The following is a 22,937-nucleotide window of genomic DNA, read 5'->3' as shown; positions in this document are numbered from 1 at the left end:
TCGATCCCGCGAAAATCGTCACAAGGGCGGCCGTCGTGCCCATAATGGTCTTCATTCCGGGTCCCTCCCAAGAAAGATTGGCAACCAAACCTGCGGATCGTCGCCGACGCGCGCGCGTAGCGCGTCGAGCTCCTGAACCGTCTCAATTCGACCGGAGAGGATCTTGATCGCGTCAGGCATCGCGCCCAGATTGAGGCGCGCAATGACGCTGTCCTGATCATGCTTGATCAGGAATTTGCGGGCTTCGGGCGGGGTTTCGCGGATCCATTTGATCTCGCGCTCCGACAGCCCGAACGCCCTGTGCGATTCCTCGTCGGCCTTCGGGTTGGGGAAAAAAATATTGGTCGGCGTCTGTTCGATCAGCGTGTTGGCGATCGATGACTTCACAATGTCCGCCGCTGACTGCGTGCCGAAGCCAACGATGCCATTCAGCTTACGAATGGTTTTCAGCTTGTCCTTGATGAAGTAGCTGAAAATATCATTGTCCAGCAGCTTCCAGCCTTCATCGAGGAAGATCATGACCGGTTGCCCGTCAAGCAGCTCCTCGATGCGATGGAAGATATAGAGCAAGGCCGCCGTGCTGGTCGTTGCGTCGCTCAACACGCTCGTCATGTCGAAGCCGAAAATGGACGACATCGAAAACGAGTCTTCCGCGTTGTTGAACAACCAACCGCGCTGATCGGGCCTCATCCATGGCTGCAAGCGCGAATAGAGATCGTCATCGCCGGCGCGCATCGCACCGCGCAACAGCTCGGCGAACTCCTCCATGGTTCGACCTTCCGGCGGCGCGCTCGCCACCTGGGCGATCGCGTTGCGGATGACTTGCTCCTCGCGCGTCGAGTGGGCGTGTCCGTCGGATCGACGCAGCATGAAGCTGAAAAGCTGGAAGAGGAATTCCCGGTTGCGCGGCGTATCGGGCAGGCGCAACGGATTGAAGCCGGAAGGCTCGCCGGCCTTCAAAACCTCATAGCGGCCGCCAAGCGACCGCACAAAGATATCCAGGCCGCGGTCCTTGTCGATCATCACCAGCTTGGGGCGCGGCGTGATGCGCTGCGCCTGTGCCGCGAGAAAGCCGAGCAGCACCGTCTTGCCCGAGCCCGAGGGGCCGTTCAGAGTGAAGTTGCCGAGGTCTCGAACATGGAAGTTGAAGAAGTAGGCCGTTTGCGACGTCGTCTCGAGAACGCTTATCGGCGTTCCCCAATGCACCGCGCCAGTCCGGCCGCTCGGATAGTTATGAAAGGCGGAGAAGCCCGCCATGTTCTTCGATGAGATCATCGACTTGCGCGCCACATAGGCGAAATTGCCAGGCAGGGTGGCCCAGAACGCAGGTTCACAATTCAGGTCCTCGCGAACCCACAGGGCGGACACCTCCGTCAGCGCGGTGCCGACGTCGGTCACGCAGCGCGCCACGTCGTCCATGGTTTTCCCGAGGCACAGCACCGTCAGATGATGCAAGCCATAGAGCGCTTCCGAGGAGAGAAGCTCATCGCGCGCTTCACCGAGTTGATCGGCCACGATCGAGCCGGCTTCATCCGACATGTCGATCTTGCGCCCGACCCGCTCCATCTGGGTCAGCGCCTGGGGCTTGTCGATGATGGCGAAGGATTGCGTGACGATGAATTCGTGCGGCACCTTCAGCATGGGGTTGAGCATCCCCGGTCCCGTGATCGAGGGGTACTCGCCTACCGAAATGATGGCCCCGTATCGCGTTTCGCCAGGGAACGCCCCGCGAATTTCCAGCGCATTCGGGCCGAAGAACAGCCGCTTTGTCGCTAGCGCCTCCGCGAGTTTCATGCGCGGCAGTGCCATCGGCCGCGGAAATCCGCCATTGACGAGCTGCACCAGGAATTCCAGCGGCTCGGAATGCCAAACGTCACTGCGCTTGACGACGGTGAGAACCCGCGCGCCATAAGCCTGCAGGCTCTCTCGGACGGCTTTCATCACGTCCGTGAGTTCGATCAGCGCCCGCTCCTCGCTCGAAGAGCGACCATCCGCAGCCCTTCGTCCCAAAAGCTTGCGGATCACGAGATCCGCCGTCCCGACCGTGCCTTGCAGCTCGCGCCGCACGATGGTCAGGTAGATATCGTTCACAAACATGCGCTGGGTGCGCAGGGCCGCCGTATAGCGCTGGTCCAGCTCTTGGCAGAACTTGTTTTCGAAGCTCGACTCGATCGCGGGCTTCACCTCGCGGCGCACGATATGCGAGTAGATCGCATAGCGGGAATTCGCCAAACCCCGGATGAGATCGTTGCGGCCGAGCAGGCGCGAATTGATCTCGGCGATATCGATCGTCTCGAAGCACAGTCCGCTCATGTGAACGAAGGACATCAACATGCCGTCCTGCGTCTTGATCACCTCGTCGGACACATGCCGCGAATAGGGTATATGGGCCGAAACCGGGTTCTCCCGACGAGACACGGCCCCGAAACTCAGTTCATTGCGAAGAGCCCGTGCGATCGCCACGGTCACACCCGATAACTGCGCGCACCCCAGAAGCTGGCGCTTCGGGGCGGCGTCTTGCGTGAACGGATGAACATGATCTCGATGAACATGGGATCGCGCATGATCGCGATCCTGGCAACCGCATAGAGCGGCACGCAGATAGAGAGCATGACCAGATTATGGGTTGCAAGGAACACGACAGCGGTCAGCACGCCGATGAACCCCGCAAGCTCGTAGGGAATGCCGAGCACCGTCGGCGCTCGGGTCAAGCCCTTGACCAGCGGAGTGATCAACAATTTGGGCTCGCCAGGATCGATCCGGCCGTCTGCCATGCCGATCACCTGCCGACCGCGGATTGAAAGAATTCGACGATCTGGGCCGAGCCGAAGACCAGCACGATACCCAACACCCAGCTTCCGGCCACAAACCATGACAGGCGTGCCGCCCAGGCCATGAAGCCCATGAAAATGCAGAACAGAACGGCCAAGGCTGTCGCAATCGGACCGGTCAAGGTCTGCACCAGCGTCTGCAGCGTGCTTTGCACCGGCTGGAGATTTCCGCCCCCGGCCATCGCCTGCGTTGCGAAGAGCATGAGCGGCATCGCCACACCAGTGCTGCGTGCAGCAAACATCTTCCACAAAGTCATCAAAGCTTCTCCTCAGTCAAAGTTTTGCACCATACCGCCCTGCCAGACCGGCGCCGTCGCTTCGCGAGACGTCATTGTGCTGCCATTGCGGGAGTTGGCGCGGGGTGTCGGATCATTTCGTTGATCCTCTGCGCCGGCCGCAGCCGGTTGAGCACCGGCCGGGTCAAGGCTTACCGCCCCTGCGGGCATCACCGCCTCAGACCCGACCGATGGCCATTGGTAGAAATCGTTGATGACGTTGGCGACATAGCCAATCGTCTCGGGGTAGGGCGGGACGCCCTTGTATTTGAGAACCGCGATCTCGCCGGCATTGTAGGCGGCGAGCATGTATATCGGGTTCGGAAATTTGCGATGCAGATCCCGCAGAAAGCCGATCCCACCTTTCACATTATCCGCGGGATCGCAGATATCGACCCCGTAGCTTGCCGCCGTGGACGGCAGAAGCTGCATCAGGCCGTAGGCCCCTTTGGGCGATAGCGCACCGGAATTGAAGCGGCTTTCGGCCCGGGCAACCGCGAGGGCGAGGGGCGGGGCAAAGCCTTGCTCGCGCGCGACCGTTTCGACGATCCGCTGTCCTTCTTCCTTCGACAGGGCAGCGACGCCGGGGCAGGGGTTGTCAGCCAAGGTCGGTGTCACCGTAGCGGCCGCGCTGTCAGCGTCGCCCGGCGCACCGACCCGCTGCACGCCCTGGCTCTCAACCTGGTAGGCCGGCATCACCCGGCCATTCACGTCGACGGCAGCATTAACGCTGGTGGCGGGAGTCGTAACGCGGTCCTGGAATCTTTGCGAAGCTTCCTGTGCAGACGCCGCTTGGCACGTCACCAGGATCGCACCCGCTGCCAACACCGTTTTGCGGGATCGAATCATTAAAATAGTCCTGCGCCGTTGCCGATCCTGGAATGCTTAATTAATACAATGACTCGATGAACTGCAATCGCGAAATTGAGGCGGACACAATGAAAATGAGCAAGGTTCTTCCCGTTGTGGCGTTTTTGCCGACCTTGTCGGTTTTGTCGGCGGCGCCGGCCCATGCTGATGATTTTGGCTGCAAGGTCTTGCTGTGCATCCTCAACCCGCAGGGTTGGGCGAGCGTCGGGGAATGTGTGCCCCCGGTCGAGCGCGCTTTCCGTATGGTCGCGCATGGGAAGCCCTGGCCCCAGTGCACCGAGGCCGGCAGTTCCGGTCGTATCGGATATGAGAAATTCAAACCCTGCCCAGACGGCACGATCGCCGTCTCGCCCGAGACGGAATCGAGCGGGAGCGACAACAGCTCTCGCTCACAAACTGTCTACAAGCCCGACAATAACGGCGCTTTCTGTGCTGCGCGGAATGCAACGAATGCCTCTTGGGGCACTTACCCGAGAGGTTCGGGTTACGGTGCGCGTCCAACATCGGCCGTGACGCGGCGCGAGCAGAGGACGGAGCCAAACTATCTCGATCTCACGACGACCGACGGCAAACAACGGTTCTGGTTCAATCTGAGCAGGTATCAATAATGAAACCTGGCTTCGCCGCCGCCGGCATTCTCGCGGCCGTCCTCGCCAGTGTTCCGGCACTGGCCGAGGACAAATCCAATCCCTGGTTTCCGATCCCCGCCACAGCATCGTTCAGCACCGGCGACACCTGGACCTATGCCGGTGAGACCCACCGTCTCTATGGCGTTCAAGCCTGCCTGCGAGGCACATATTTCACAAATGCGGCAGGGGGGCATGTCGATTGCGGGGAGGCAAGCCTTGCAATGCTCGTGTCTCTCATCCGGGATCTCAAACCTCAATGCTACACGGCCGCCTGGCAGACCGCGACCAAAACGCGCTTCGTCGTTTGCGTCGCACAGCCTACTTCAGGATCCGCGGCCGGTTCTCGCATCGATCTCGGCACGGCGCTGATCTCGACCGGCTGGGCGTTCGCGGCCGTCACTCCGAACGGCGCTCCGGTCCATGCTCCCTATATCGTCGCGCAGGAGGTCGCTAAAAAGCAGCACCTTGGCCTGTGGCAGTTTGCCGACGTGCCCGATCCGAATGCCATCATCCTCCGCGATATCCGAAACGCATCTAACCAGGCTGGTCAGTCTTCGAATCCGCCTGCAAATCGATAACTGGTCCCCGGCGCGTTGGATCATACTGTACGTTCTGCTGAGGCCATCGCCAAACCACGAACGCGACGGCAAGCGCAATCGCCGAAATCAATCCGATAACAATAGCCGCGACCAGCCCCGGCTCTCGCCAAAACGATAGACTGTCCCACTGGTTCAAAAGCCGGGCGCCGGACAGCACCAAAATCAGGACTGTTGCTATGACGATGCCCGTTCCCGGATCCATGTCGAATTTCTTCAGCATCGCTTTCTCCTTTTCGCACTCCCTGGTCACGGCCCCGATCCACGATCGCTTCCAGCGCAAACGCCGGCGCCAGACGCAAGCTCAGACGTAGCCTGCCCTACGGGGGCGCCAGCCGTCGTCCGCGCTTCGTCGCGCTCACGGACCCTCGCCAACCGCATCGAATCATTGCCGTCATCTTGTCTTTCGCTTGTTCACGATTTTTATGTCCTGGCTGGGTCCAATTACAGCTGCAGCCTCGCACGCGCTTCGGCTTTTCAGTTGTTCGGTCGATATTCCAAAGCCTGCCTGCCGGGCGGAGGCGAAAGCCGCTGCTGTTTGCCCGGTAGCGCCGGCCGGGGGCCGCTTGCGTCCCAGCGCCAGGTCTCGAGCTCGCAGCTTGAAATCAGATGGTCGAATTCCGCCCGTACCGCCTCGTTAGCATCGTGCGGTACGACAAAAAGCGCGGTTCCCTGCTGGTCAACATCAGTCAGAAGACCGAACGCCATGGGCACCGACGGCACGACGTTGTAGCGCAACGTTTTCACAAACCGCCGATGCTCCCCGGTCAGGACCTCGATCAATTCCTTTTCGTCGTTGTGCTGAAACGGAATCCAACTCTCAGTCACGTTCATAAAGCCGATTTCGTCGATCGCCAGAATGCCGGACGGCATCTGCATGACCGTTGCGATGGTGATCAGGTGCGAATTTTCGTGCAGTCGCCACAGGTCGAATTCTGCTGCGAAGCGCTTCGGCACTGCCCTGAATATTTTCTCATCCATGAAGAGCTGCGCGTCGGGCATATGCTTGATCGACAGCTTGCCGCCAAACCGGGCAGGATCGAGCGATTTCACAATGCCGATCACGATCTTCTTGTGCTTCGCCTTGGCTGCCGCCGCGAAAGCCCGCTCCCGATCCGCTGCCAGGCGATCCTTGTGCTCAGGGGAGTACATTGCCGGCATAAACAGCAGCTCGCGCAACTGGAACTTCTGGCTCGACTTCGCATCGGCCGCGCCCCAAAGAAATTTCCGGACCAACCCCCAATTTCTTTTTCCCACAAAGCCGGGTGCCATTAATGTCAGCTCCGCCTCTTCCCAGAGATAGTCGAGCAAGCCTCGCAGCGTGAGCTTCTTCGGATCGGCCTTCACAGTATGGTGGGAAGCCCCCTCGCCGGATGATCCCTGTCGCGCCTTGCCTTGTGTCAGTGCGAAGGCCAGCTTCAGCCGCGCCGCCTCCGATGCAGGATCCTCGATGATTGCTTGACCCAGGATCTCCGCCTTTCCCGACAGTGCAAGGGGCAGTTCATAGCGATCACAGTCGACCGCATGGTCCTTGCCGGTGTTCGGCATGCGCTTGATGATCAATTCCTCGCCGACGGCGGCGATGTACATCGGCACCCCGGGATGCCGACACAAACACAAGACGCGAGCCTGCTGATCCCGCGCCTGACGCAAGAGCGTCTGGATTTCCGGGTGCTGGGGGCCAACCGTGCGACCCAGAATAGCAAAGTCACTCATAAGGTGCCATCCGACTTTAGATCGTTCGCCTCATGATTAAATCATTGAACCGATATTTCGTTCAACCCATTGGGTTCAACGATGCTTCCCATGGATTGACAGTGGTTAACCCAGCAGACTCGAATGGGCTGATGTTTCAGGTAGGCGACCATAGAGCCGCAAGCAGCGGCTGTGGCGGCGATGTAGCCGTCCGCGGCGTGATCCGCCTGGGATGGTGAAGCATGATGACAATCCGTCGACTTAGACTGTCTCATCGATGGCGTGCATGAAGAGCACGCGGTCATGTCCTCGTGCCGGATGATGCGACGAAGCTACGCCACTATGGTGACCTCTCAAGACCGGAACCGCGCGCTTGTGACGTTCTGTAATGTGGCGCACAAATTTTTGCCGTTTTATATGTTCTTTGGAATCCCATTCGTCGCTAACGCGTTGAAATAAGATCAAACAGGTAAAATCGTTCGATGGTTTCCTCCCATTTCCACCGGACGGTTTTCCTCCCTGAAGGCTTTAACCTTCTTTGGCCGGGCCGTATCCGAGCCCGGCCATTCTTTCTTCCGGGCTTCCTTGTTCAGCGCTGGCGGAAACGCGTTTTTCCTGGTGTCAATCATTCGCGACCAAGGCGGTTCGCACTCGCCGCCTTAGCGCTTTTCGAAGGGCTACGCAGGCGAGGTGTCGGTAGGATTGATGCTGCTGGCGGGCGCCAAAGGCTACGCGTGACAGCAAGGATCGCTGGGTGATCGGATCGGTTCGCGCTGACGCAGGGACTTGCAGGGCGCATCATGTGAGGCTATATTGTACCTCACATGAATGGAGAGTGGAATGCTGGCGTTCGGAAATGTAGCCGACGTGTTGGGGCTGCCTGCTAAGGAGGTGGCGGCGCGGTCGCCATTCGGACTGATCTCCCGGATCGAGAATGGACTTCCCATTGGGGTGGTCGAGCGCGTTGCCCATCTCGTTGCCCCGGGAGATGCTCAGTTCAAATACCGGCTGATCCCCAAAGCAACCTACGAGCGGCGCAAGACGGCGCATCGCCTGTCGTCGGATGAGGGCACACGATTGGCCCGTGTGGCGCGGGTCTGGGGGCTTGCTGTCGATGTCTGGCAGAACGAAGAGGAAGCACGCGATTTCTTGTTTCGGCCGCATCCGATGATTGAGGACAAGCGGCCGATCGACATCGTTATCCTCAGCGAGTTCGGCGCCGAAATGGTGGTCGATATCCTCGGAGGTCTGAAGTATGGCAGTGCTGCGTGACGGCGCAGACTCTCGATCGCACCCTATTGTCCTTTCGTGTCGGCGATCCGGCCGGCACCTACCCGATCTTCGACGCGACAGGCTCGACAGTCGCACCAGGGCGATGGAACACGCCCGGAAGCCCTATCATCTACACGAGCGAGCACTATTCGACGGCCCTCCTGGAAAAGCTGGTGCATGGCAGCGGCCGACTGCCGCCCAACCAGCACTACATCGAAATCACAATCCCGCGCGGGCTGAGCTATGAGGTCTTTTCCCAGCCGTCACTGCCCGGCTGGGACACGATGCCGGCGACGGTGAGCAAGAGATTTGGCGAAACCTGGTGTTTAGAACGGCGCAGCGTCATCCTGCTGGTGCCGAGCGTCGTGGCGCGTCTCGATAGCAATGTGCTGATCAATCCAGCGCATCCGGAGTTTTCAAGGATCCAGACGAGTCTCCACCAGCCTGTCTACTGGGACCGGCGGCTGTTTGGCGCGTAACGGGAGGGGCTTTCTGTCCCTACTATTCCAGAGCTACCGCATATGGCTCAAAGCGTTGAAATATCGGCGTTTCATGCGTAGGACCGATCGCGCTTGAGCATTCCTCAGCGGTTTTTCTTGCCCATCCCGCAGGGTTACCACACCGGCCAATAGAGATGGGCTAATCCGTTCACTTCCATCAGTGCAGGCCAAACTCGCGCAGCAACTCTTCACGGTAGCGCACGAACCGGCTTTCACTGCGGTCGCGCGGGCGGGGCAGGTCGACATCGATCAACCGTGCAGCGCCGCCTTTCTCCCTGGGCAGGATCAGCACGCGGTCGGCCAGATAGATCGCCTCCTCCAGATCGTGCGTGACCATCACCATGGTGACGTTCTCCTCGCTCCAGATGCGCGCCAGTTCCTCCTGCATGCCGATCTTGGTCATGGCGTCCAGCGCTCCCAACGGCTCGTCGAGCAGGAGAATTTCCGGCTGCACGGTCAGCGCCCGGGCGATGCCGACGCGCTGGGCCATGCCGCCGGAAAGCTGCCGGGGAAAGGCGTCGGCGAATTCGGCGAGACCGACGAGCGCGATGTAGAAGCGGGCCTTCTCCTCGGCGTCCGCCTTCGCGACGCCCCGCACTTCGAGGCCGAAGGCGACATTGCCGAGCACGGTCAGCCAGGGCAGCAGGCGCGGTTCCTGGAAGATCACCGCGCGCTCGGCGCCGACGCCGTGAACCGGCTTGCCGTCGATGGCGACGCCGCCGCTGTCGGCGGCCTCCAGCCCGGCGAGGATGCGCAGCAGCGTGGTCTTGCCCGAGCCGCTGGCGCCGACGATGATCAGGCATTCACCGGAACGGACGTCGAGGTTGAGCGTCCTCAACACGGCAAGCTGGCGCCCGCCGAGCGTGAAGGATTTGGAGAGGTCGCGGATCGAGACCTCTCCGCTGCGGTTGGTGCCCGTCATGTCCAGCTCCCAGTCCTTCTCAGCTCTCAGTTGGTCTTGGTTTCACCGGGCCGGTACAGAATGTCGGCGGCCTTCAGCTTGCCCTTGGCCAGGCGGCCGTCGCGCTCGAGCACGGCAACCCAGAAATCGATGTCGCGGTCGGTCGCTTGCGCGCCTTCGCGCAGGCCAAAGCCGGTCCAGTAGCGGGCGAGATCGCCATTTTCGCCGCGCTTGTTGAGGATGTCGGCGAGCACCTTGCGGGCTTCGTCCGGATTCTGCCGCGACCAGTCGGAGGCGCGTGCGGACTGTTCGACGAAGTTGCGCGCCGCGTCCGGGTTGGCGGCAATGAAGTCGCGCCGCAGGACGACAAAGCCGCCGGCGAGTTCGCCCAGCACGTCGGTGTCGTTGAACACGCCGCGCACGCCGCCATTGGCGACCAGCGCGCCGGCAAAGGTCGCCTGCCAGTAGCCGAGGCCGGCGATATCGACCTGGCGCGAGCGCAAGGTCTGTTCGAGCTGCGGCCCGGGCACGACCACAAGGTTGGCGGCATCCGGCGGCAGGCCGACGCTGTGCAGGGCCTCGCGCACCGTATAGTCGAGATGGGCGCCGAGCGTGTTGACCGAGATGGTCTTGCCGGCGATGTCGGCGATCGATTTGATCGGGCTGTCTTCGAGCACGTAGAAGACGCTTTTGACTTGCCTGTTGATGCCGTTGCTCGGATAGGCGGCGACGAAGTCGTTGCCGCCGGAGATCGAGTTGATCACCGCGGCGGTGGCGGCCGAACCGAGGTCGACGCTGCCGGAGGAAAGCGCAAACAGCGATTCCGGGCCGCCGGCTGCATAGCCGACATTCTCCAGTTCGATGCCGAGGTCTTTGAAATAGCCAAGCTCGTAGGCCAGCTCATGCGGAGAGATGCCGCCTCGGCTGGCAAGGTAGCGGAATTTGACGGATGCGGCTTGCGCAAAGGCGAAGCGGGGCAGGCCGGCGGCGATGATGCCGGCGGCAAGCGGTGCACCGGCAAGCAGGGAACGACGCGTGATTTTCATGGTCCGATCTTTCCTAAGTCGAGAGGAGGGGCAGGCCTAGATTGAGAAGGTTGGTCAGTTGACGGGATTGCTCCAGCGGCACAGCCGCCGCTGCAGGACAACCAGCGCCTGGTTGGCGATCAGGCCGAGGCTGGCGAGGATGACGATCGCCGCGAACATCAGCGGGATCTGGAAATTGTATTGCGCGTTCATCACCTGGAAGCCGATGCCCTTGTTGGCGCCGATCATTTCAGACGCGATCAGCAGCAAGAGCGCCGTGGTGGCGCTCAGCCTCAATCCAACGAAGATCGAGGGAATGGCACCCGGCAGCACGACGCGGCGAAACACGGTGAGCCGCGTCGCGCCATAGACGCGCGCCATTTCGAGCAGTTTTGGATCGACCTCCTTGACGCCGCTGGTGGTGTTGAGCAGCAGCGGAAACAAGGTCGCCCAGAAGATGACGAAGATCTTGGAGGTTTCGCCCAACCCCAGCAGCAGGATGAACACCGGATAGAGCGCCAGCGCCGAGGTCTGCCGGAACAGCTGCAGGATCGGGTCGAGCGCGTTTTCGACAGCGCGCACCTGGCCCATGAACAGGCCAAGCGGAATGGCGACCGCGACGGCGGCAGCGAAGGCAATGCCGGCGCGCTGCAGGCTGATGGCGATGTCGCCGAGCAAGACGCCTCCGGCAAGTCCCTTCCACAGGGCGGCAGCAATCATGTCGACGGGCGGCAGCACCGCGGCATTGACCCACCCGACGCTGCTCGCCACCTGCCAGAGCGCCAGGAACCCTAGAAGAACGCCGTAGCGCGACAGGAAACGGACGGCTGCCCGGCCGCCGGGTCGCAGGAAGTCAGTGTCTGCGCCTGTTCCGCCGCGGCGTGCGCCGATCGTGATCGGCCGCTCGATGTGCTGCAAAGTCATCGTCTTGCCCTTCCTTGGAAGATTGTTGGCGCGTCGGATGATTATTCGGCGGCCAGCACGGTCGAGCGTGCTGATGTCCACGGGTTTTCCGGCCGCCTGAGACCAAGGTTCTCGCGCAGCGTCCGACCTTCGTAAGCCGTGCGGAACAGGCCGCGGCGCTGCAGCTCCGGGATGACCAGGTCGACGAAGTCGTCGAGTGCGCCGGGCAGCCAGGGCGGCAGGATGTTGAAGCCGTCGGCCGCCTCGCTGGTGAACCACTCCTCCAGCAGGTCGGCCACCTCCGTGGCGCTACCGACGATGGTGTAGTGGCCGCGCGCCGTCGCCACCCATTGGTAGAGCTGGCGGATGGTGAAGTTGTGCTCGTCGGCGATCTGGCGGATCAGCGCCTGGCGGCTCTTCATGCCTTCGGTTTCCTTGCTCGGCGGCAGCGGGCCGTCGAGCGGATAGCCCCTGATGTCGAGCGTCTGGCCAGCCAGCCCGTTGAGCAAAGCGACGCCATCCTCGGGCAGGATCAGGTCGTTCAACTGCTGATATTTGGCGCGCGCTTCTTCCGTGGTGCGGCCGACGAAGGGCGCTACGCCCGGCATGATCAGCACCTGGTCGGGATCGCGGCCGACAGCGGCCACGCGGGCCTTGATGTCGCGGTAGAATTCCTGCGCCGTTTCCAGCTTCTGATGGGCGGTGAAGATGACTTCCGCAGAATGGGCGGCAAGCCCGCGTCCGTCCTCGGACTGCCCGGCCTGCACTACCACCGGATGTCCCTGTACCGGGCGCGGCACGTTGAGCGGGCCCTTGACGGAGAAGTGCTCGCCCTTGTGGTCGATGTCGTGCAGCTTGTCCTTGTCGTAGAAGCGGCCCGACTGCTTGTCGCGGATGAAGGCGTCATCCTCCCAGCTGTCCCACAGCGCCTTCACCGTCTCGACATGCTCATGCGCCCGCGCATAACGCTCGGCATGGTTGGGCTGGACGTCGCGGTTGAAATTGCGCGCCGTTTCGTCGCCGGCCGAGGTCACCACGTTCCAGCCGGCGCGGCCGTTCGACAACAGGTCGAGCGACGCGAATTTGCGCGCCAGCGTGTAGGGCTCCTCATAGGTGGTCGAGGCCGTGGCAATGAAGCCGAGATGCGTGGTCAGCGGCGCCAGCGCCGCAAACAGCGTCACCGGCTCGAAGCCGGCGATCTTGGCGTTGCCGCCTTCGCGGGCACCGAGGCCGACAGTCAGGTTGTCGGCCAGGAAGAAGGCATCGAACAGGCCGCGCTCGGCGGTCAGCGCCAGCTGCTTGTGGAACTCGAAATTGGTGGCGCCGTCGGCCGGCGCGTCTGGATGGCGCCAGGCGGCGATATGCTGGCCGCCGCCGGGCAGGAAGGCGCCAAGCTTGATCTGTCTGGGCATTATCAAATTCCCTCTTGTCGCATCAGTTGAAGAGACGTTCCCTCGTGTTCAGGCCGCCTTGATCCTCGCCGGCTTGGCTGCCTTGGTGCGGGAGACGCTGCGTCGTCCGTCGACCGCGACCGGCACGTCACCGTCGACAGTGGCGCGGTGGACGACCCGGCGCTGAACGCCGTAGTCGTTGACGGCGTAGTGCTGCGTGGCGCGGTTGTCCCAGATCGCCACATCACCCTGCTGCCAACGCCAGCGAGCGGTGTTCTCCGGTGCGGTAACGTAGGATTGGAACAACTCGTAGACCCGGTGGAAATCGCTTCTGGACAGGCCGACGAACCGCTGCACGAAGTTGCCGAGTAGGAGGGTGCGCTCACCGGTCTCCGGATGAACCCGCACAACCGGATGCTCGGTCTCGTAGATCGTCGAAGTAAACACCTCGTCGAAGTGTTTTGTTTCGGCTTCGGTCGCCCGAGGTCTCACCGCGGCGTAGTCATAGGCGTTGCTGTGGATCGCCCAAAGATCGTCGGCGAGGCGCTTGAGCGCTGGCGGCAAAGTCTCGTAGGCGGCGGCGGTATTCGACCAAATCGTGTCGCCGCCGGCCGACGGAATGACCACGCCGCGCAGGACCGAGAATTTTGGATAGGCGTCGACGAACGTAACGTCTGTGTGCCACTGATCGGCGCGCCCGCCGCCGCGACTTGAATCGAGTTCGAGGATTGAGGCCGTACCGACGATTGGCCCCTGGGTCGGATGCGGTACCAAATCGCCGAGCCGCTGGGCGAAACGCTCCTGCTCGGCATCGTCAAGATGCCCCTGGTCGCGGAAGAACACGACCTTGTGGCGCAGGAGAAGCTGGTTGATCGCCACCACAACAGCATGGGGTAGATCACCGGATAGACGAACGTTGCTTATCTCTGCGCCGACGCGTGCTGTGAGGGGAGCAACATCGCCTTCCGGAATGGTTGCATCAATGAAAGCAGGCTTGGTCATGGGTAGTCTCCAGGCGGATTGAGTTTGTGGCGGCGGCTGACGATTTCTCGAAGATCTAGACAGGGCTGGAGGAGGCGCTTCAGCCGAGATTTGCGTTAGAAACCCGGTTCGAAGCGCGCCACTGCCCGCGGGCGATAGCAATGTCCGCCTGAGGCACGTCGGAATCCGAAACCAACTGGTCTCGAGTTCGCGAGGCCAGATAGGGCGCGAATTGCCCGATCGCACGATCGAGCCGATCGGCCAGTGTCGGGGATACGGAGGTTTGGTCGACGAAGTCGCGCTCTGAAGCATGATCCGTGTCGCCAGCGTTCGTGCCTCGAAGAACCCGAAGAGCGGCCGTAGCTGATGCTCGACAATCAACGCGTGTCGGTCTCCGCCGCCGGTCGCGGCCAGAAGTACCGGTTTGCCTATGAAGGCGGTGGGCTCCAGCAGATCGATGAAATGCTTGAAGAGGCCAGCGTAACTACCTTTGTAGACCGGGCTTGCGACGATCAGTGCTTCGGCTTGCAGGAGATGGTCGACAAGTCTCCTTGCCTTCGTGTCCAGATCGGAGAGGCGGTGCGCGGCGCCGAGCGAAGGCAGGAACTGGCCAATATCCATGACCTCGAAGCTTCTCTCATATTGGTGCGCCGTTCGCCTCGCTATCTCTTCGACCAAAGCGCGCGTGCGGGAAGGAGAACTGAAACTGCCGGAAAATCCGACGATTGCGGGTCTGGTCATTTGGTCCTGTCCCTCTCCTTGAAACTGCGGGCCGCAGCCACGACGAGGGGACAGAATAGTTATGTATATAAAATCTATAGAGAAAGAGAATTGCGTATTGTGGCGGCTTGTAAAATTCCCTTCCTCCGCTTTTGGCGTTTGTGAGTTCTCCTTGAGCGACTGTGCAGCGAGGCGGGTTAGCGCCTTCACCGAGTGCTCGACAGTATCCTTTGACGGAAGACTTCGGCGCTGGTCTTCTGAAGCCAAGGCTTGGGTGTCGAGTAGAGATAGGCGCGCACCTGGTGCCGGTTCTAGATGCTCGAAGGCACCCTTCGCCAGAACAAGTGGTGCCCAATTTGTGATCAAAGTTGATGGCCAAGCTGGCCGCCGAGGGGCTCAGGTGTCTGTGTTGAGTGTTTCGCGCAGCAGAAGATCCAAGGGTAGGGTCTCGGGCGTCGGATCGTCCTCCCACAGCTTCGCGAAATCCCGGTCGTCGGGCGGTCTGTGAATGAGGACCTGGCGCTCAGGGTTGGCTTCGCGAACGCGTTCGGCCGCGCTGAGGCCGGGCTTGTCCGGATCGGCGAAGACGACGATCCGCTGTACGGATTCGGGCAGCTGAAGAAATGGCAAACGTGGTGCTCCCAGTGAGCACCAGACGGGCAAGCCGTGTCGCAGCATTACGGCATGGCCGGTCTCATAGCCTTCGGCAATACCAAGGACGTCGGCCGCTGGGGCGAGCCGCAAGGCAAAGCCCCGGCTCGGGCCGATGATGCGGCGTGGCTCGTCCAGCGCCGCCTTTTCTGGTCGTGTCGGGTGCAAGAGGGTGAGCTGCACCGAACAGATCGAACGGTCTGGGGCCTGCAGAGCAGCCACCAGCGCGGGAAAGCGGTTCTTTCCCAACCGATAACCCGGCAGAAAGCGCAAAGTTGGCAACGTCGCCGGCAGACGGCGAGAGGCAAGATAAGCTTCGCCGTGCGTGCCGGCGAGCGCAATCGCTCTCGACCAGAGCGCGAGCGCGTCCGCTGCCGTGGTTTTGGGCGCCGCCGGACGAACACGACGCAGAGGCTCGGCCGCGCGCTTCGACAAATCCAGGTCCGCAATGGCGGTCTCGATGTCGACCGGATCGCAGCCTGCAAAGCAGTACAGCATAAGACGACAATCCCCGTCACGAACAGAGAGGGAGGGATGGCGGTCGCCTTTCCCTTGCCCGTGACTTGGTACTGGGCAACGGCACAAGTAGCTCCCGCGCGCCGGAAACCCTCCTAAAGCGCGATATACCTGCGCAGCGTTTGGCCACGACACCTTTGTCATGGACCTGACAATGCCGCCAAGCCGTTATCGAATCAATAGAATAATCGAATAGCGCGTCAAACAATCCCGGCGAAATAGCCGGGGCGTTTCAAGGGCCAGGACTTAGCCGTCCTGACGGCAGGGTCGCCTCGGCCAGGTAGCCCAAGCCTGCATCGCTGAAAGCGCGATTCGAAAACACTCGAGGTTGGCGACCAGAAGCCGCTGCATGAGGTAATTACGAGAACCATTTGCGCGCGAACCGCAGCATGGTGATGTTTGCGCAGCAGGCGCGCAACCCGACCTTCAGACGATCGGCACATTGGCGGCGTTCCCGGGCGTCTCGGTCCGGGCCTTTTGGGAATTCGGGACGCTGCCTTGCGCAAGCCTCGAATCATTTGGGGCTATCGTATCAGGAGATCACAGACCTGGCGGAATAGCAGGATCGTCTGTGTGCGTGATTGAGCAGACCCTGGCAAGGAGAGCCTGTTAGAGTTTGAAGCGGCCAAGGCGCTGATCGTTGACGCGGTACTGCCAGGCCAGTTTCGGATCCTGGGGGTTGACGCCGGACGTTGACCAAGCGGAGCGCTCGAACTTTGCAGCGTCATGCAAAGGAAGATCGTCATCACAGCGCGACAGTTGTACCGACGAGCGAAGACGATGACGTCCGATACTGCGGGTTAGAAATTCGATGACACAGACGACGGCGAGGGACAGGATCAAGAAAGCAGTGGAAAAGCTGAGCATGCGAAGGCCGGCTTCCTGATCGGGCAGGGCGAAGAAAGCGAGCACGCCGCCGGCGAAAATTGCGAACGCGAACCTTATCAACATGACGGCGAGTCTCCTATTTCGATGTTGATCATTATAATATCACAGATTGACGGTCATTATAATGATCAATAGAGATAGGATGGCCCCCTATGGATCAAGCGCTTTTCGACGGCCGGGGCAAGGTGCCGTTTTTGGCGGTATCGGCTTCAGAGTATTACCCGGCGCCATTTCCATCTCGAACAGGCATAGAGATTGGTTCCGGGGCAAGCTGCGGCCCCGTCTCAGAGCGTAATCGCCAGAACCACCGGCGTCGAAGTCTCGCTTGTGGTCGACCTGAACCAGGTCATTCGAAGTGGTATCGGGCAACGATTGCAGGGCCTGCCTGCCGCGAGGGCAGAGATCAGGGTTGTCCCTCCGGATGAGGTGGCACACGACATTCATTAGTCAGAGGACCAGGACATCCAAACCGAATTCTTTTAATTATTCATTTTCAACAGGGCATGTCAGGTCGTCAAATGCTATCGCGCATCTGGAACGATTTGACGCGTCAAAAGCTGTACGTCGTCACTTTGCGGGAGTATGGGGAGGTGCCGAGACACTTTGATAGGGCGATGAGTGATCATTTCGGCTACAAGCCCTAAGCACTAGACATTCTGCAAAAAATGGCCGTCATATTCCGACCGATAAGCAGGGGGGCATCTGTGCCGATATTTAAAAACAAGACAGAAGACAGCGACGGTTGGCTTTCGATCCTACTCGCGCTGCGACTTCGCCAAATCGAGAACGAGTACCCGGACTATGCGAGTTTTGCCGACGCTACGGGGCTATCGCGCGGCACGCTCTACCAGTTGCGGACGGGGAAGGGGAACCCGACATTCGTCACCCTGGAGCGGCTGGCACGGCACCTGAAGGTTCCGGTGTGGGCGCTCATTGGTCGGACTGGTGACGACGACAGCGTCAAGCGGGACATCGAGACGTTCGGCTTCAACTTCAACGAGATTGCGCGGCATATTGAGGCCACGCGTGCTGTGAAGCGCTCGATGACGGAGTTCAGTGGTGTACCTTCTTTGAAAGAGGCAGCCAGCCCCGCTGGGGCAACCTCCGAGAAGAAGCGGCTGCCTCCGGCCAAAAAGGGACGCAGGGCAAACCAGTAGATACAAGAAAAGTAGAAGCTGCTAAACTACCAGCGTAGATTCATTTGCTACGATTGGCAGAAAATCTATTGTATATTTCTTTGACTCGCACCAAGAAATCCGCCAGCGTCGATACAAAGGCATCATTTTGCTGAAGGGTTCAGGATGCAAGCGAATATCTGGCAAGTCGCAGGAGACAATGCGCTCTATAAGGAAGTGGCGGCGTTTGTCGATTGCCACCCGAAACCATGGGTGGAAGAGGTTTCGGAATTTCTGCGGAAGAAAGGCAAGCCCGAGACGATCACCTTGGTGATCGGACAGTTCATCGTGGCGGCTCTGTTCGAAGGACAATACGCGGATCTGCTGTACTGGTCGCTGGTTGCGGCCGAAGTGAACTGCGTTGTGATGGAGCAATGGCCTGATGATGTGCGCCAGGAGTTGGCAAGCCATCTGAAACGGGGATTTGTAAAGCTCTCGTCGCGCAATCTCTCCCATTGAAGGCGGCGGGCCGACGGGGGCATGGCAATGGGGAGACGGCGTCACACCTGACCAGGGGCAACGTTGATGTCGCTGCCGGCGGGACCGGGAGCGGATGAAGCGAGTTTTGTGTCACCACCCTTGGGCGTCGGAAAGTCGCCTGGTCCCATTTGGCAGACCGCTTGCGCGCCGCATCCCTGAGGAATGGATTGGCCGGCCGAATTGAGGGCGGCATAGCGGCGGTTTACGTCGTTCGTCCAGTTACGGCGCTGGCTTTCAGTGCTGCCGTTGTAAAGATCGGCGAGGCAGCGAATGCTTGACGTGCCGCCGCACGATTTGACGGCATCGCGAAGCGTCAGTACGCCGCCTTCAATGTTTTCGGACAAGATGCCCCGATCCATTCCGTAGGCCCGGCCGGTCGCCCCCGTAAGCTGCATCGGTCCAAGAACGCCACTGAAGGAGCCGGCACATGCTGACATCGCGCCTTCGTGAGCGGACACGGCAAGAGCGAGCTTGGGATCAACGCCATACTTGTTGGCGGCGTCGACAATCATATTGGCGATGTTCGGGCTGCGCTCCATCATCTCTTGCGTGGGCGGATAGCTCGGCAGACCCGCTCCGTTCGTACAAAGGGAACGCAAGGTTGTGTTGTCATTGAGGTCGCAAGAATTTGCATCATGGTCAAAAGAATTCGCTTGCGAAACAGGCGCTTGTCCAACGACCAGGAGCGCGGAAAGGAGTATTGGGAAGGGACGCAGCATCTTACTTCCCCGGGCAGAAATTATAGATGGTGCCATTGATGGAGAGCGCGTCGCTGGATGGGCGCGTAATCTTCATCGGCTTGATGACCGGGGAGCTGCTGCCACGCTCGGTACATGAGGCTTGGAACGCATCGTCTGCATGACGGGTGCCTGCTATCTTGCAGGTGCTTGCGCCGACGGTGATTGCGTCGCCGTCGAACTCGGCAAGTTCGAGAGCGCCGACGCCTTGGTCGAGATCGGCACAAGTGTGCGTGGACGCTACATATGATCCCTGCGGAGCCTTGAGCGGATCAAGTGCTTGCGCGATTGCCGGCGAGATCAAGACGGCTAGTGTCGCTAAGATTGTCCGGCTGGCCATGGCAGATCTCCGGAACATCATTCCGCCGTGGCCGCCGGCAGGAGCCGCGGTCAAGGCCGCGCATCGCGCGCCGTCAGGGAAGCATTGATCCGTTGGCGATGGCCGGTGGCTGGCTGGTGTCCTGAATAACGTCAGGTTCTTCGTGCCGATCATGATTGCGCTCCTTGGGGATGTCGAGGTTGCCGAAACACAACGGCGTGGGCTGCTTCCTCTAGGGTTGCGGGACAGGGACCCGGAATTGGCATTCCTGGGCGATTTCACCTTGAAATACGATGCCGGCGCGAATGCTTTTGGCCTGAACATCATATGCACCCATCGCACCATTCCGAGCGAGGTCGGGGCGGACGTTATTCGGTTGCGCGCCATATTCGATGAAACAGCCGGAGCCAGCGTCAGCGACCGTTGATCGGCCGTTCTGGTAGATCGCCAAGCGCATGGGGCATCGTTTCAGTATGGCATTGCCGACAGGGTCGGTGCGGATCGGCGAGCAGCCGGTGAGCGTGTGCAGGACCGAGAGGACGACGGTTTTGGTCGGGCTGCGAACGACGATGTGACTCTCGGAAGCCGGCGCGTTGGCGAAAGCAAAGCGCGTATCGCCCTTGGCCACGTAGGCGTCGTTGTTCTTCTTCAGTCGGTCGGCCCATAGGGAGGCGTAGGGCACGGCTTCCGAGTTCGGGAGCTCGAGATCGGCATAGGCGACGGCCCGCCAGGCGTTCGGATCATGCGTGAGCGACTGGGCCGAAGTGTGGGGCGCCAATGTAAGGGCAGCCGCGACTGCGACAAATGTCAGGCGTCCATGCATTCCTTGCCTCGCTTGTTGCCCTATGATTAAATCAATGTTGTGATGATTGTCGAGCGTGATATTTGGATGGAACGAAAAGCCCGCCCATCGGGGCTGGATGAATTGCGAGGCCTGGCGATCGGGCTGGTGGTGCTGTCGCATGTCGGGCCGGTCTTCGGACAAGGCGGGACGGTCGCCGCTCTGCTGTTTGCGCCGGCGTGGAGCGTCGGGGTCGACCTGTTCTTTGTGATTTCCGGCATTGTGGTGGAACGCTCATTGCGAAGCCTGCGCCTCGAGCGCGGTGCGCTCGAGGCGGCCTCCGCCTTCTATGTCAGGCGTGCTATGCGGATCGTGCCGCTGGCCTGGTGCGTCGGCGCCATCCTCTCGATCGGGTTGATCATCCCGGGAAGCGGCGTTGAGCCTGCAGACGCGAAGGCGGCATTCGCCTTCATCTAGAATGCGCACTGGGCGCCCTGTTTCGGGGGCGCCACAGGATGCGGGAACGCCTTTGCGTTTGGGCCATTCTGGTCGATTGCCGCCGAGATGCAATTTTATCTAGTGGCTCCGCTCCTGGTGTTCTTGCTACCGCGGCGGGCGCTCGTCGCGCTGGCCGGACTCGTTCTCGTGGTCGGGACGTTCACGCTGCGGCCCTTGGGCGGGACGCTTTGGACGTTCCGCATCGATGCAATCGCGGTCGGGCTGGCGATCGGAGCAACCATGGGCACAAGCGCATGGCCCCGTCTGGCGGAACACCTGCGGGTGATCGGCAACATGGAAGCGACGTTCTGGATGTCGATCGCGGCCTTCATGTTGGCGATCTTGCCGCCGGCGATGCATAGCGTGGCGACCGCCGTGCTGGCGCTGATGTGCGGGTGGATCGTGACAAGGGCGACCTTGCGGGATGATTCTGTGAACTGGCCGGGGCGGATGCTGCGCCGTTTGGGAGGCATCTCCTATGCCCTCTATCTGATCCATCTGCCGGTGCTGGCGCTGTTCAACTGGTCGCTTGGCCAATTCCTGGACGCTCCGGCGACGGCAACGCTCTCGATCGCAGTCGCGATCGGGCTGTCTCATGTGCTGATGGTGGCAATCGGAGATCCGCTCCGCCAGCTCGGCTGCCAATGGTCAAATCGAACAGTCCGGGAGGTGTCGCCGTGACGGGAGAAAATCGTCAGTGGTCGCTCGGTGGTGAAGATGTCGATCAAATTCCGCGAGGGAGGGAGGCGCTGGCGGAGCAGCTATTGAAAGGAGGGACCGACGGCGATGCCGTGGCAGCGCTCGTCGCGGCATGCTGCGTCATTGGACCCATGCGCTCGGCGGTATCGAGGGGTATGGTGCGCAACGGATCGCCGTCAGGGGTCGATATCGCGCAAGTGCTGGACGTGTTTGTGCGAAGCGAGCTCCCAGCAGAAGAGCAGAACCTGACCGGTAGATGACTTCGACCGCGAAGTAGCCACATGTTGGGGGCTGTGCGGCCTGCCGCTCGATCCCCGGAATGCTGAATGCACAATATCCGCAGTTTGATCTTCGTGGACGACCGTCAGCAATGCCATGCACTGACAATGATTTCGCCAGGAAAGAGATTGAACGAAAGCCTTGCAAAACGCTTTGGCCGAACGACAGGATCGGTCTCGCATAGGGAAGCATGATCTTTCGGCCGGAGGTGAGCGATGCGGCCTCCATGCGTGAAGGTCGCCATGACTGCTGGCGCGACCACACGCAATACGCTCGAAGTCGCCGAAGACGGTCGTCGCAATCTTCGTACTGGGATCTGCACGAAGAGACGCGGTGGCGCTGCGTGACGACACATCCGGAGCGTCGTAAAAGCCGCTCGCAGCGTATCTCTCATACACCTGCGGACAATCTTGCCGACGCCGGCGCCGTTGGTTTGGCCGTCGGCTTCTGTGCGCATCTGGCCAGCCGACACGCGGCAGTGTGACTGCCGCCGCTTAGTAGCGGTCACCGAACCATCCCTTGCTCTTGGGCGGCGAGGGTTCCTGGTAAGCCCACGGGACAGACTTGTAGGACGGCCTCGGGTCTTGGACGCGCCAAGCCTTCTGCCAGTAGTAGAAATTGAGGGGTACTCGGGCGAGCACGCGACCATCGGCAGACAGGAGGTCGGAAGCGCAGGCGACGACGGGGCCGTCGTAAAATTGCACGCGGCCAGTATAGCCGTTGAGCGCTCCGGGTCGGCAGGCAAAGACGCGAACGCCTGCAGCGATCGTGTCCGGGGCTTCCGCGGGGACGGAGATCGTCTTGACGCCTTCCTTGGTGATGAGCGTGCGCACAGGCACGGAGCTCCAATGCGAGCGGCGCAGGGCGTTATTCGCCTGAGCTTCGGTTGGGTAGCCGGCTCGCCGGGTAATGACCGGCGGGAATCGCCCCCAGTCTGGCGCATATTCTTGCCGGCTGCGACTGACCCGATCAGGCTTCCAATAGGAGTCCGTAGCCGAAACGGGGCCGGCCGAAGGTGAAGCATCCGGCACTCGCTCGGCGCAACCGGCGAGCAAGGCCGCGGATGCTACGAGGTGGAGAATGTGACGAAAAGAACGCATATCGTGCTCGGGGGTCATGGGTTTGCAGGTGAGAATTTCCGGTGAAGCCAAGGCATCTGGAAGGTGCTGGACCAAAATGCCGCGATGGGTTTTGCGAGCCTGACGCTCGATCTGGGCGTTGAGGGGGGATGCGGCGATCGAGATCATCTGGGAGGGTGACGGCTACGCCTGCTTTCAGCCTTTCGCCGGCGACGTCGGCCATTTCGCTGGTTGCACAACGCGCGA

General features: G+C 60.9%; 24 protein-coding genes and 2 pseudogenes. 8 read left to right on the top strand and 18 right to left on the bottom strand.

Annotated elements, in window-relative coordinates:
• Window positions 1-51 precede the first annotated feature (51 nt).
• The 4 genes from AC3CB8_RS30285 to AC3CB8_RS30270 are packed head-to-tail and all read right to left on the bottom strand — an operon-like array spanning window position 52 to window position 3,955.
• Window positions 52-2,463: a VirB4 family type IV secretion/conjugal transfer ATPase gene (locus AC3CB8_RS30285; protein ID WP_352726812.1), complete on the bottom strand. Its 2,412-nt coding sequence runs from the start codon at window positions 2,461-2,463 to the stop codon at window positions 52-54.
• 2 nt (window positions 2,464-2,465) lie between these two features.
• Window positions 2,466-2,774 carry a VirB3 family type IV secretion system protein gene (locus tag AC3CB8_RS30280; protein ID WP_023819753.1) on the bottom strand — a complete coding sequence of 103 codons (309 nt, stop codon included), beginning with the start codon at window positions 2,772-2,774 and terminating at the stop codon, window positions 2,466-2,468.
• A 5-nt stretch (window positions 2,775-2,779) separates the two neighbouring features.
• Window positions 2,780-3,088: a TrbC/VirB2 family type IV secretion system protein gene (locus tag AC3CB8_RS30275; RefSeq protein ID WP_352726814.1), complete on the bottom strand. Its 309-nt coding sequence runs from the start codon at window positions 3,086-3,088 to the stop codon at window positions 2,780-2,782.
• 12 nt (window positions 3,089-3,100) lie between these two features.
• On the bottom strand, window positions 3,101-3,955 hold the full coding sequence (locus tag AC3CB8_RS30270; RefSeq protein ID WP_032911436.1) for a lytic transglycosylase domain-containing protein: 855 nt from the start codon (window positions 3,953-3,955) through the stop codon (window positions 3,101-3,103).
• A gap of 95 nt (window positions 3,956-4,050) precedes the next feature.
• Between AC3CB8_RS30270 and AC3CB8_RS30265 the strand changes: the two genes are divergently transcribed.
• Window positions 4,051-4,584 (top strand): hypothetical protein, encoded by a 534-nt coding sequence (locus AC3CB8_RS30265; RefSeq protein ID WP_352726816.1) that lies wholly within the window; start codon window positions 4,051-4,053, stop codon window positions 4,582-4,584.
• Window positions 4,584-5,183, top strand: coding sequence for a thermonuclease family protein (locus AC3CB8_RS30260; protein ID WP_352726818.1), 600 nt, complete (start codon window positions 4,584-4,586; stop codon window positions 5,181-5,183). The genes AC3CB8_RS30265 and AC3CB8_RS30260 overlap by 1 nt, the downstream gene beginning before the upstream one ends.
• On the opposite strand, the gene AC3CB8_RS30255 is transcribed toward AC3CB8_RS30260, so the two are convergent.
• Entirely contained in the window at window positions 5,140-5,424 is a 285-nt protein-coding gene (locus AC3CB8_RS30255) for a hypothetical protein (RefSeq protein ID WP_352726820.1), read from the bottom strand. The genes AC3CB8_RS30260 and AC3CB8_RS30255 overlap by 44 nt on opposite strands.
• A gap of 254 nt (window positions 5,425-5,678) precedes the next feature.
• Window positions 5,679-6,917 carry a DUF1173 family protein gene (locus AC3CB8_RS30250; RefSeq protein WP_352726822.1) on the bottom strand — a complete coding sequence of 413 codons (1,239 nt, stop codon included), beginning with the start codon at window positions 6,915-6,917 and terminating at the stop codon, window positions 5,679-5,681.
• A gap of 819 nt (window positions 6,918-7,736) precedes the next feature.
• Between AC3CB8_RS30250 and AC3CB8_RS30245 the strand changes: the two genes are divergently transcribed.
• Window positions 7,737-8,168 carry an antitoxin Xre-like helix-turn-helix domain-containing protein gene (locus AC3CB8_RS30245; protein ID WP_023755433.1) on the top strand — a complete coding sequence of 144 codons (432 nt, stop codon included), beginning with the start codon at window positions 7,737-7,739 and terminating at the stop codon, window positions 8,166-8,168.
• Window positions 8,165-8,647, top strand: a complete 483-nt coding sequence (locus AC3CB8_RS30240) for an RES family NAD+ phosphorylase (RefSeq protein ID WP_352726824.1) — start codon at window positions 8,165-8,167, stop codon at window positions 8,645-8,647. The genes AC3CB8_RS30245 and AC3CB8_RS30240 overlap by 4 nt, the downstream gene beginning before the upstream one ends.
• Before the next feature lie 178 nt (window positions 8,648-8,825).
• Here AC3CB8_RS30240 and AC3CB8_RS30235 read toward each other — a convergent pair whose 3' ends face one another.
• From AC3CB8_RS30235 to AC3CB8_RS30200, 8 genes and pseudogenes are all read right to left on the bottom strand, one after another.
• Window positions 8,826-9,590, bottom strand: coding sequence for an ABC transporter ATP-binding protein (locus AC3CB8_RS30235; RefSeq protein ID WP_352726826.1), 765 nt, complete (start codon window positions 9,588-9,590; stop codon window positions 8,826-8,828).
• 26 nt (window positions 9,591-9,616) lie between these two features.
• Window positions 9,617-10,615 (bottom strand): ABC transporter substrate-binding protein, encoded by a 999-nt coding sequence (locus AC3CB8_RS30230; RefSeq protein WP_352616682.1) that lies wholly within the window; start codon window positions 10,613-10,615, stop codon window positions 9,617-9,619.
• A gap of 54 nt (window positions 10,616-10,669) precedes the next feature.
• Window positions 10,670-11,518 (bottom strand): ABC transporter permease, encoded by an 849-nt coding sequence (locus AC3CB8_RS30225; RefSeq protein ID WP_352726867.1) that lies wholly within the window; start codon window positions 11,516-11,518, stop codon window positions 10,670-10,672.
• 41 nt (window positions 11,519-11,559) lie between these two features.
• Entirely contained in the window at window positions 11,560-12,909 is a 1,350-nt protein-coding gene (locus AC3CB8_RS30220) for an LLM class flavin-dependent oxidoreductase (RefSeq protein WP_352726828.1), read from the bottom strand.
• 48 nt (window positions 12,910-12,957) lie between these two features.
• A complete protein-coding gene (locus AC3CB8_RS30215) occupies window positions 12,958-13,890 on the bottom strand; it encodes a TauD/TfdA dioxygenase family protein (protein WP_352726869.1) in 933 nt (310 codons plus the stop codon).
• Between the two features lie 345 nt (window positions 13,891-14,235).
• Window positions 14,236-14,610 (bottom strand): annotated as a pseudogene (locus AC3CB8_RS30210) (NAD(P)H-dependent oxidoreductase); the annotation flags it as partial.
• A 375-nt stretch (window positions 14,611-14,985) separates the two neighbouring features.
• The gene (locus tag AC3CB8_RS30205) at window positions 14,986-15,738 is read right to left on the bottom strand and encodes a DUF7146 domain-containing protein (protein WP_352726830.1); all 753 of its coding nucleotides are present in this window, start codon (window positions 15,736-15,738) and stop codon (window positions 14,986-14,988) included.
• Window positions 15,739-16,365: 627 nt separating this feature from the next.
• Window positions 16,366-16,707: a hypothetical protein gene (locus AC3CB8_RS30200; protein ID WP_352726832.1), complete on the bottom strand. Its 342-nt coding sequence runs from the start codon at window positions 16,705-16,707 to the stop codon at window positions 16,366-16,368.
• 641 nt (window positions 16,708-17,348) lie between these two features.
• Between AC3CB8_RS30200 and AC3CB8_RS30195 the strand changes: the two genes are divergently transcribed.
• On the top strand, window positions 17,349-17,801 hold the full coding sequence (locus AC3CB8_RS30195; protein ID WP_352726834.1) for a helix-turn-helix domain-containing protein: 453 nt from the start codon (window positions 17,349-17,351) through the stop codon (window positions 17,799-17,801).
• 144 nt (window positions 17,802-17,945) lie between these two features.
• Complete coding sequence (locus AC3CB8_RS30190; RefSeq protein ID WP_352493588.1) at window positions 17,946-18,278, top strand: hypothetical protein; 333 nt, start codon at window positions 17,946-17,948, stop codon at window positions 18,276-18,278.
• Window positions 18,279-18,319: 41 nt separating this feature from the next.
• Here the strand turns inward: AC3CB8_RS30190 and AC3CB8_RS30185 are convergent, their stop codons facing one another.
• Genes AC3CB8_RS30185 through AC3CB8_RS30175 form a run of 3 tightly spaced genes read right to left on the bottom strand, consistent with a single transcriptional unit; the run spans window position 18,320 to window position 20,178 of the window.
• On the bottom strand, window positions 18,320-19,018 hold the full coding sequence (locus tag AC3CB8_RS30185; protein WP_352726837.1) for a transglycosylase SLT domain-containing protein: 699 nt from the start codon (window positions 19,016-19,018) through the stop codon (window positions 18,320-18,322).
• Between the two features lies 1 nt (window position 19,019).
• Window positions 19,020-19,529, bottom strand: coding sequence for a hypothetical protein (locus AC3CB8_RS30180; protein WP_352726839.1), 510 nt, complete (start codon window positions 19,527-19,529; stop codon window positions 19,020-19,022).
• Window positions 19,530-19,587: 58 nt separating this feature from the next.
• Window positions 19,588-20,178, bottom strand: a complete 591-nt coding sequence (locus AC3CB8_RS30175; RefSeq protein ID WP_488377381.1) for a hypothetical protein — start codon at window positions 20,176-20,178, stop codon at window positions 19,588-19,590.
• A gap of 42 nt (window positions 20,179-20,220) precedes the next feature.
• Between AC3CB8_RS30175 and AC3CB8_RS30170 the strand changes: the two are divergent.
• Both AC3CB8_RS30170 and AC3CB8_RS30165 read left to right on the top strand, forming a co-directional pair.
• Window positions 20,221-21,315 (top strand): annotated as a pseudogene (locus AC3CB8_RS30170) (acyltransferase family protein).
• Entirely contained in the window at window positions 21,312-21,593 is a 282-nt protein-coding gene (locus tag AC3CB8_RS30165; protein WP_352726844.1) for a hypothetical protein, read from the top strand. The pseudogene AC3CB8_RS30170 and the gene AC3CB8_RS30165 overlap by 4 nt, the downstream one beginning before the upstream one ends.
• A gap of 513 nt (window positions 21,594-22,106) precedes the next feature.
• Here the strand turns inward: AC3CB8_RS30165 and AC3CB8_RS30160 are convergent.
• Window positions 22,107-22,859: a hypothetical protein gene (locus AC3CB8_RS30160; protein ID WP_352726846.1), complete on the bottom strand. Its 753-nt coding sequence runs from the start codon at window positions 22,857-22,859 to the stop codon at window positions 22,107-22,109.
• Window positions 22,860-22,937: the final 78 nt, after the last annotated feature.

This window comes from Mesorhizobium sp. P160927 (assembly GCF_057766385.1).
This window is presented reverse-complemented; position numbering and strand designations above follow the sequence as displayed.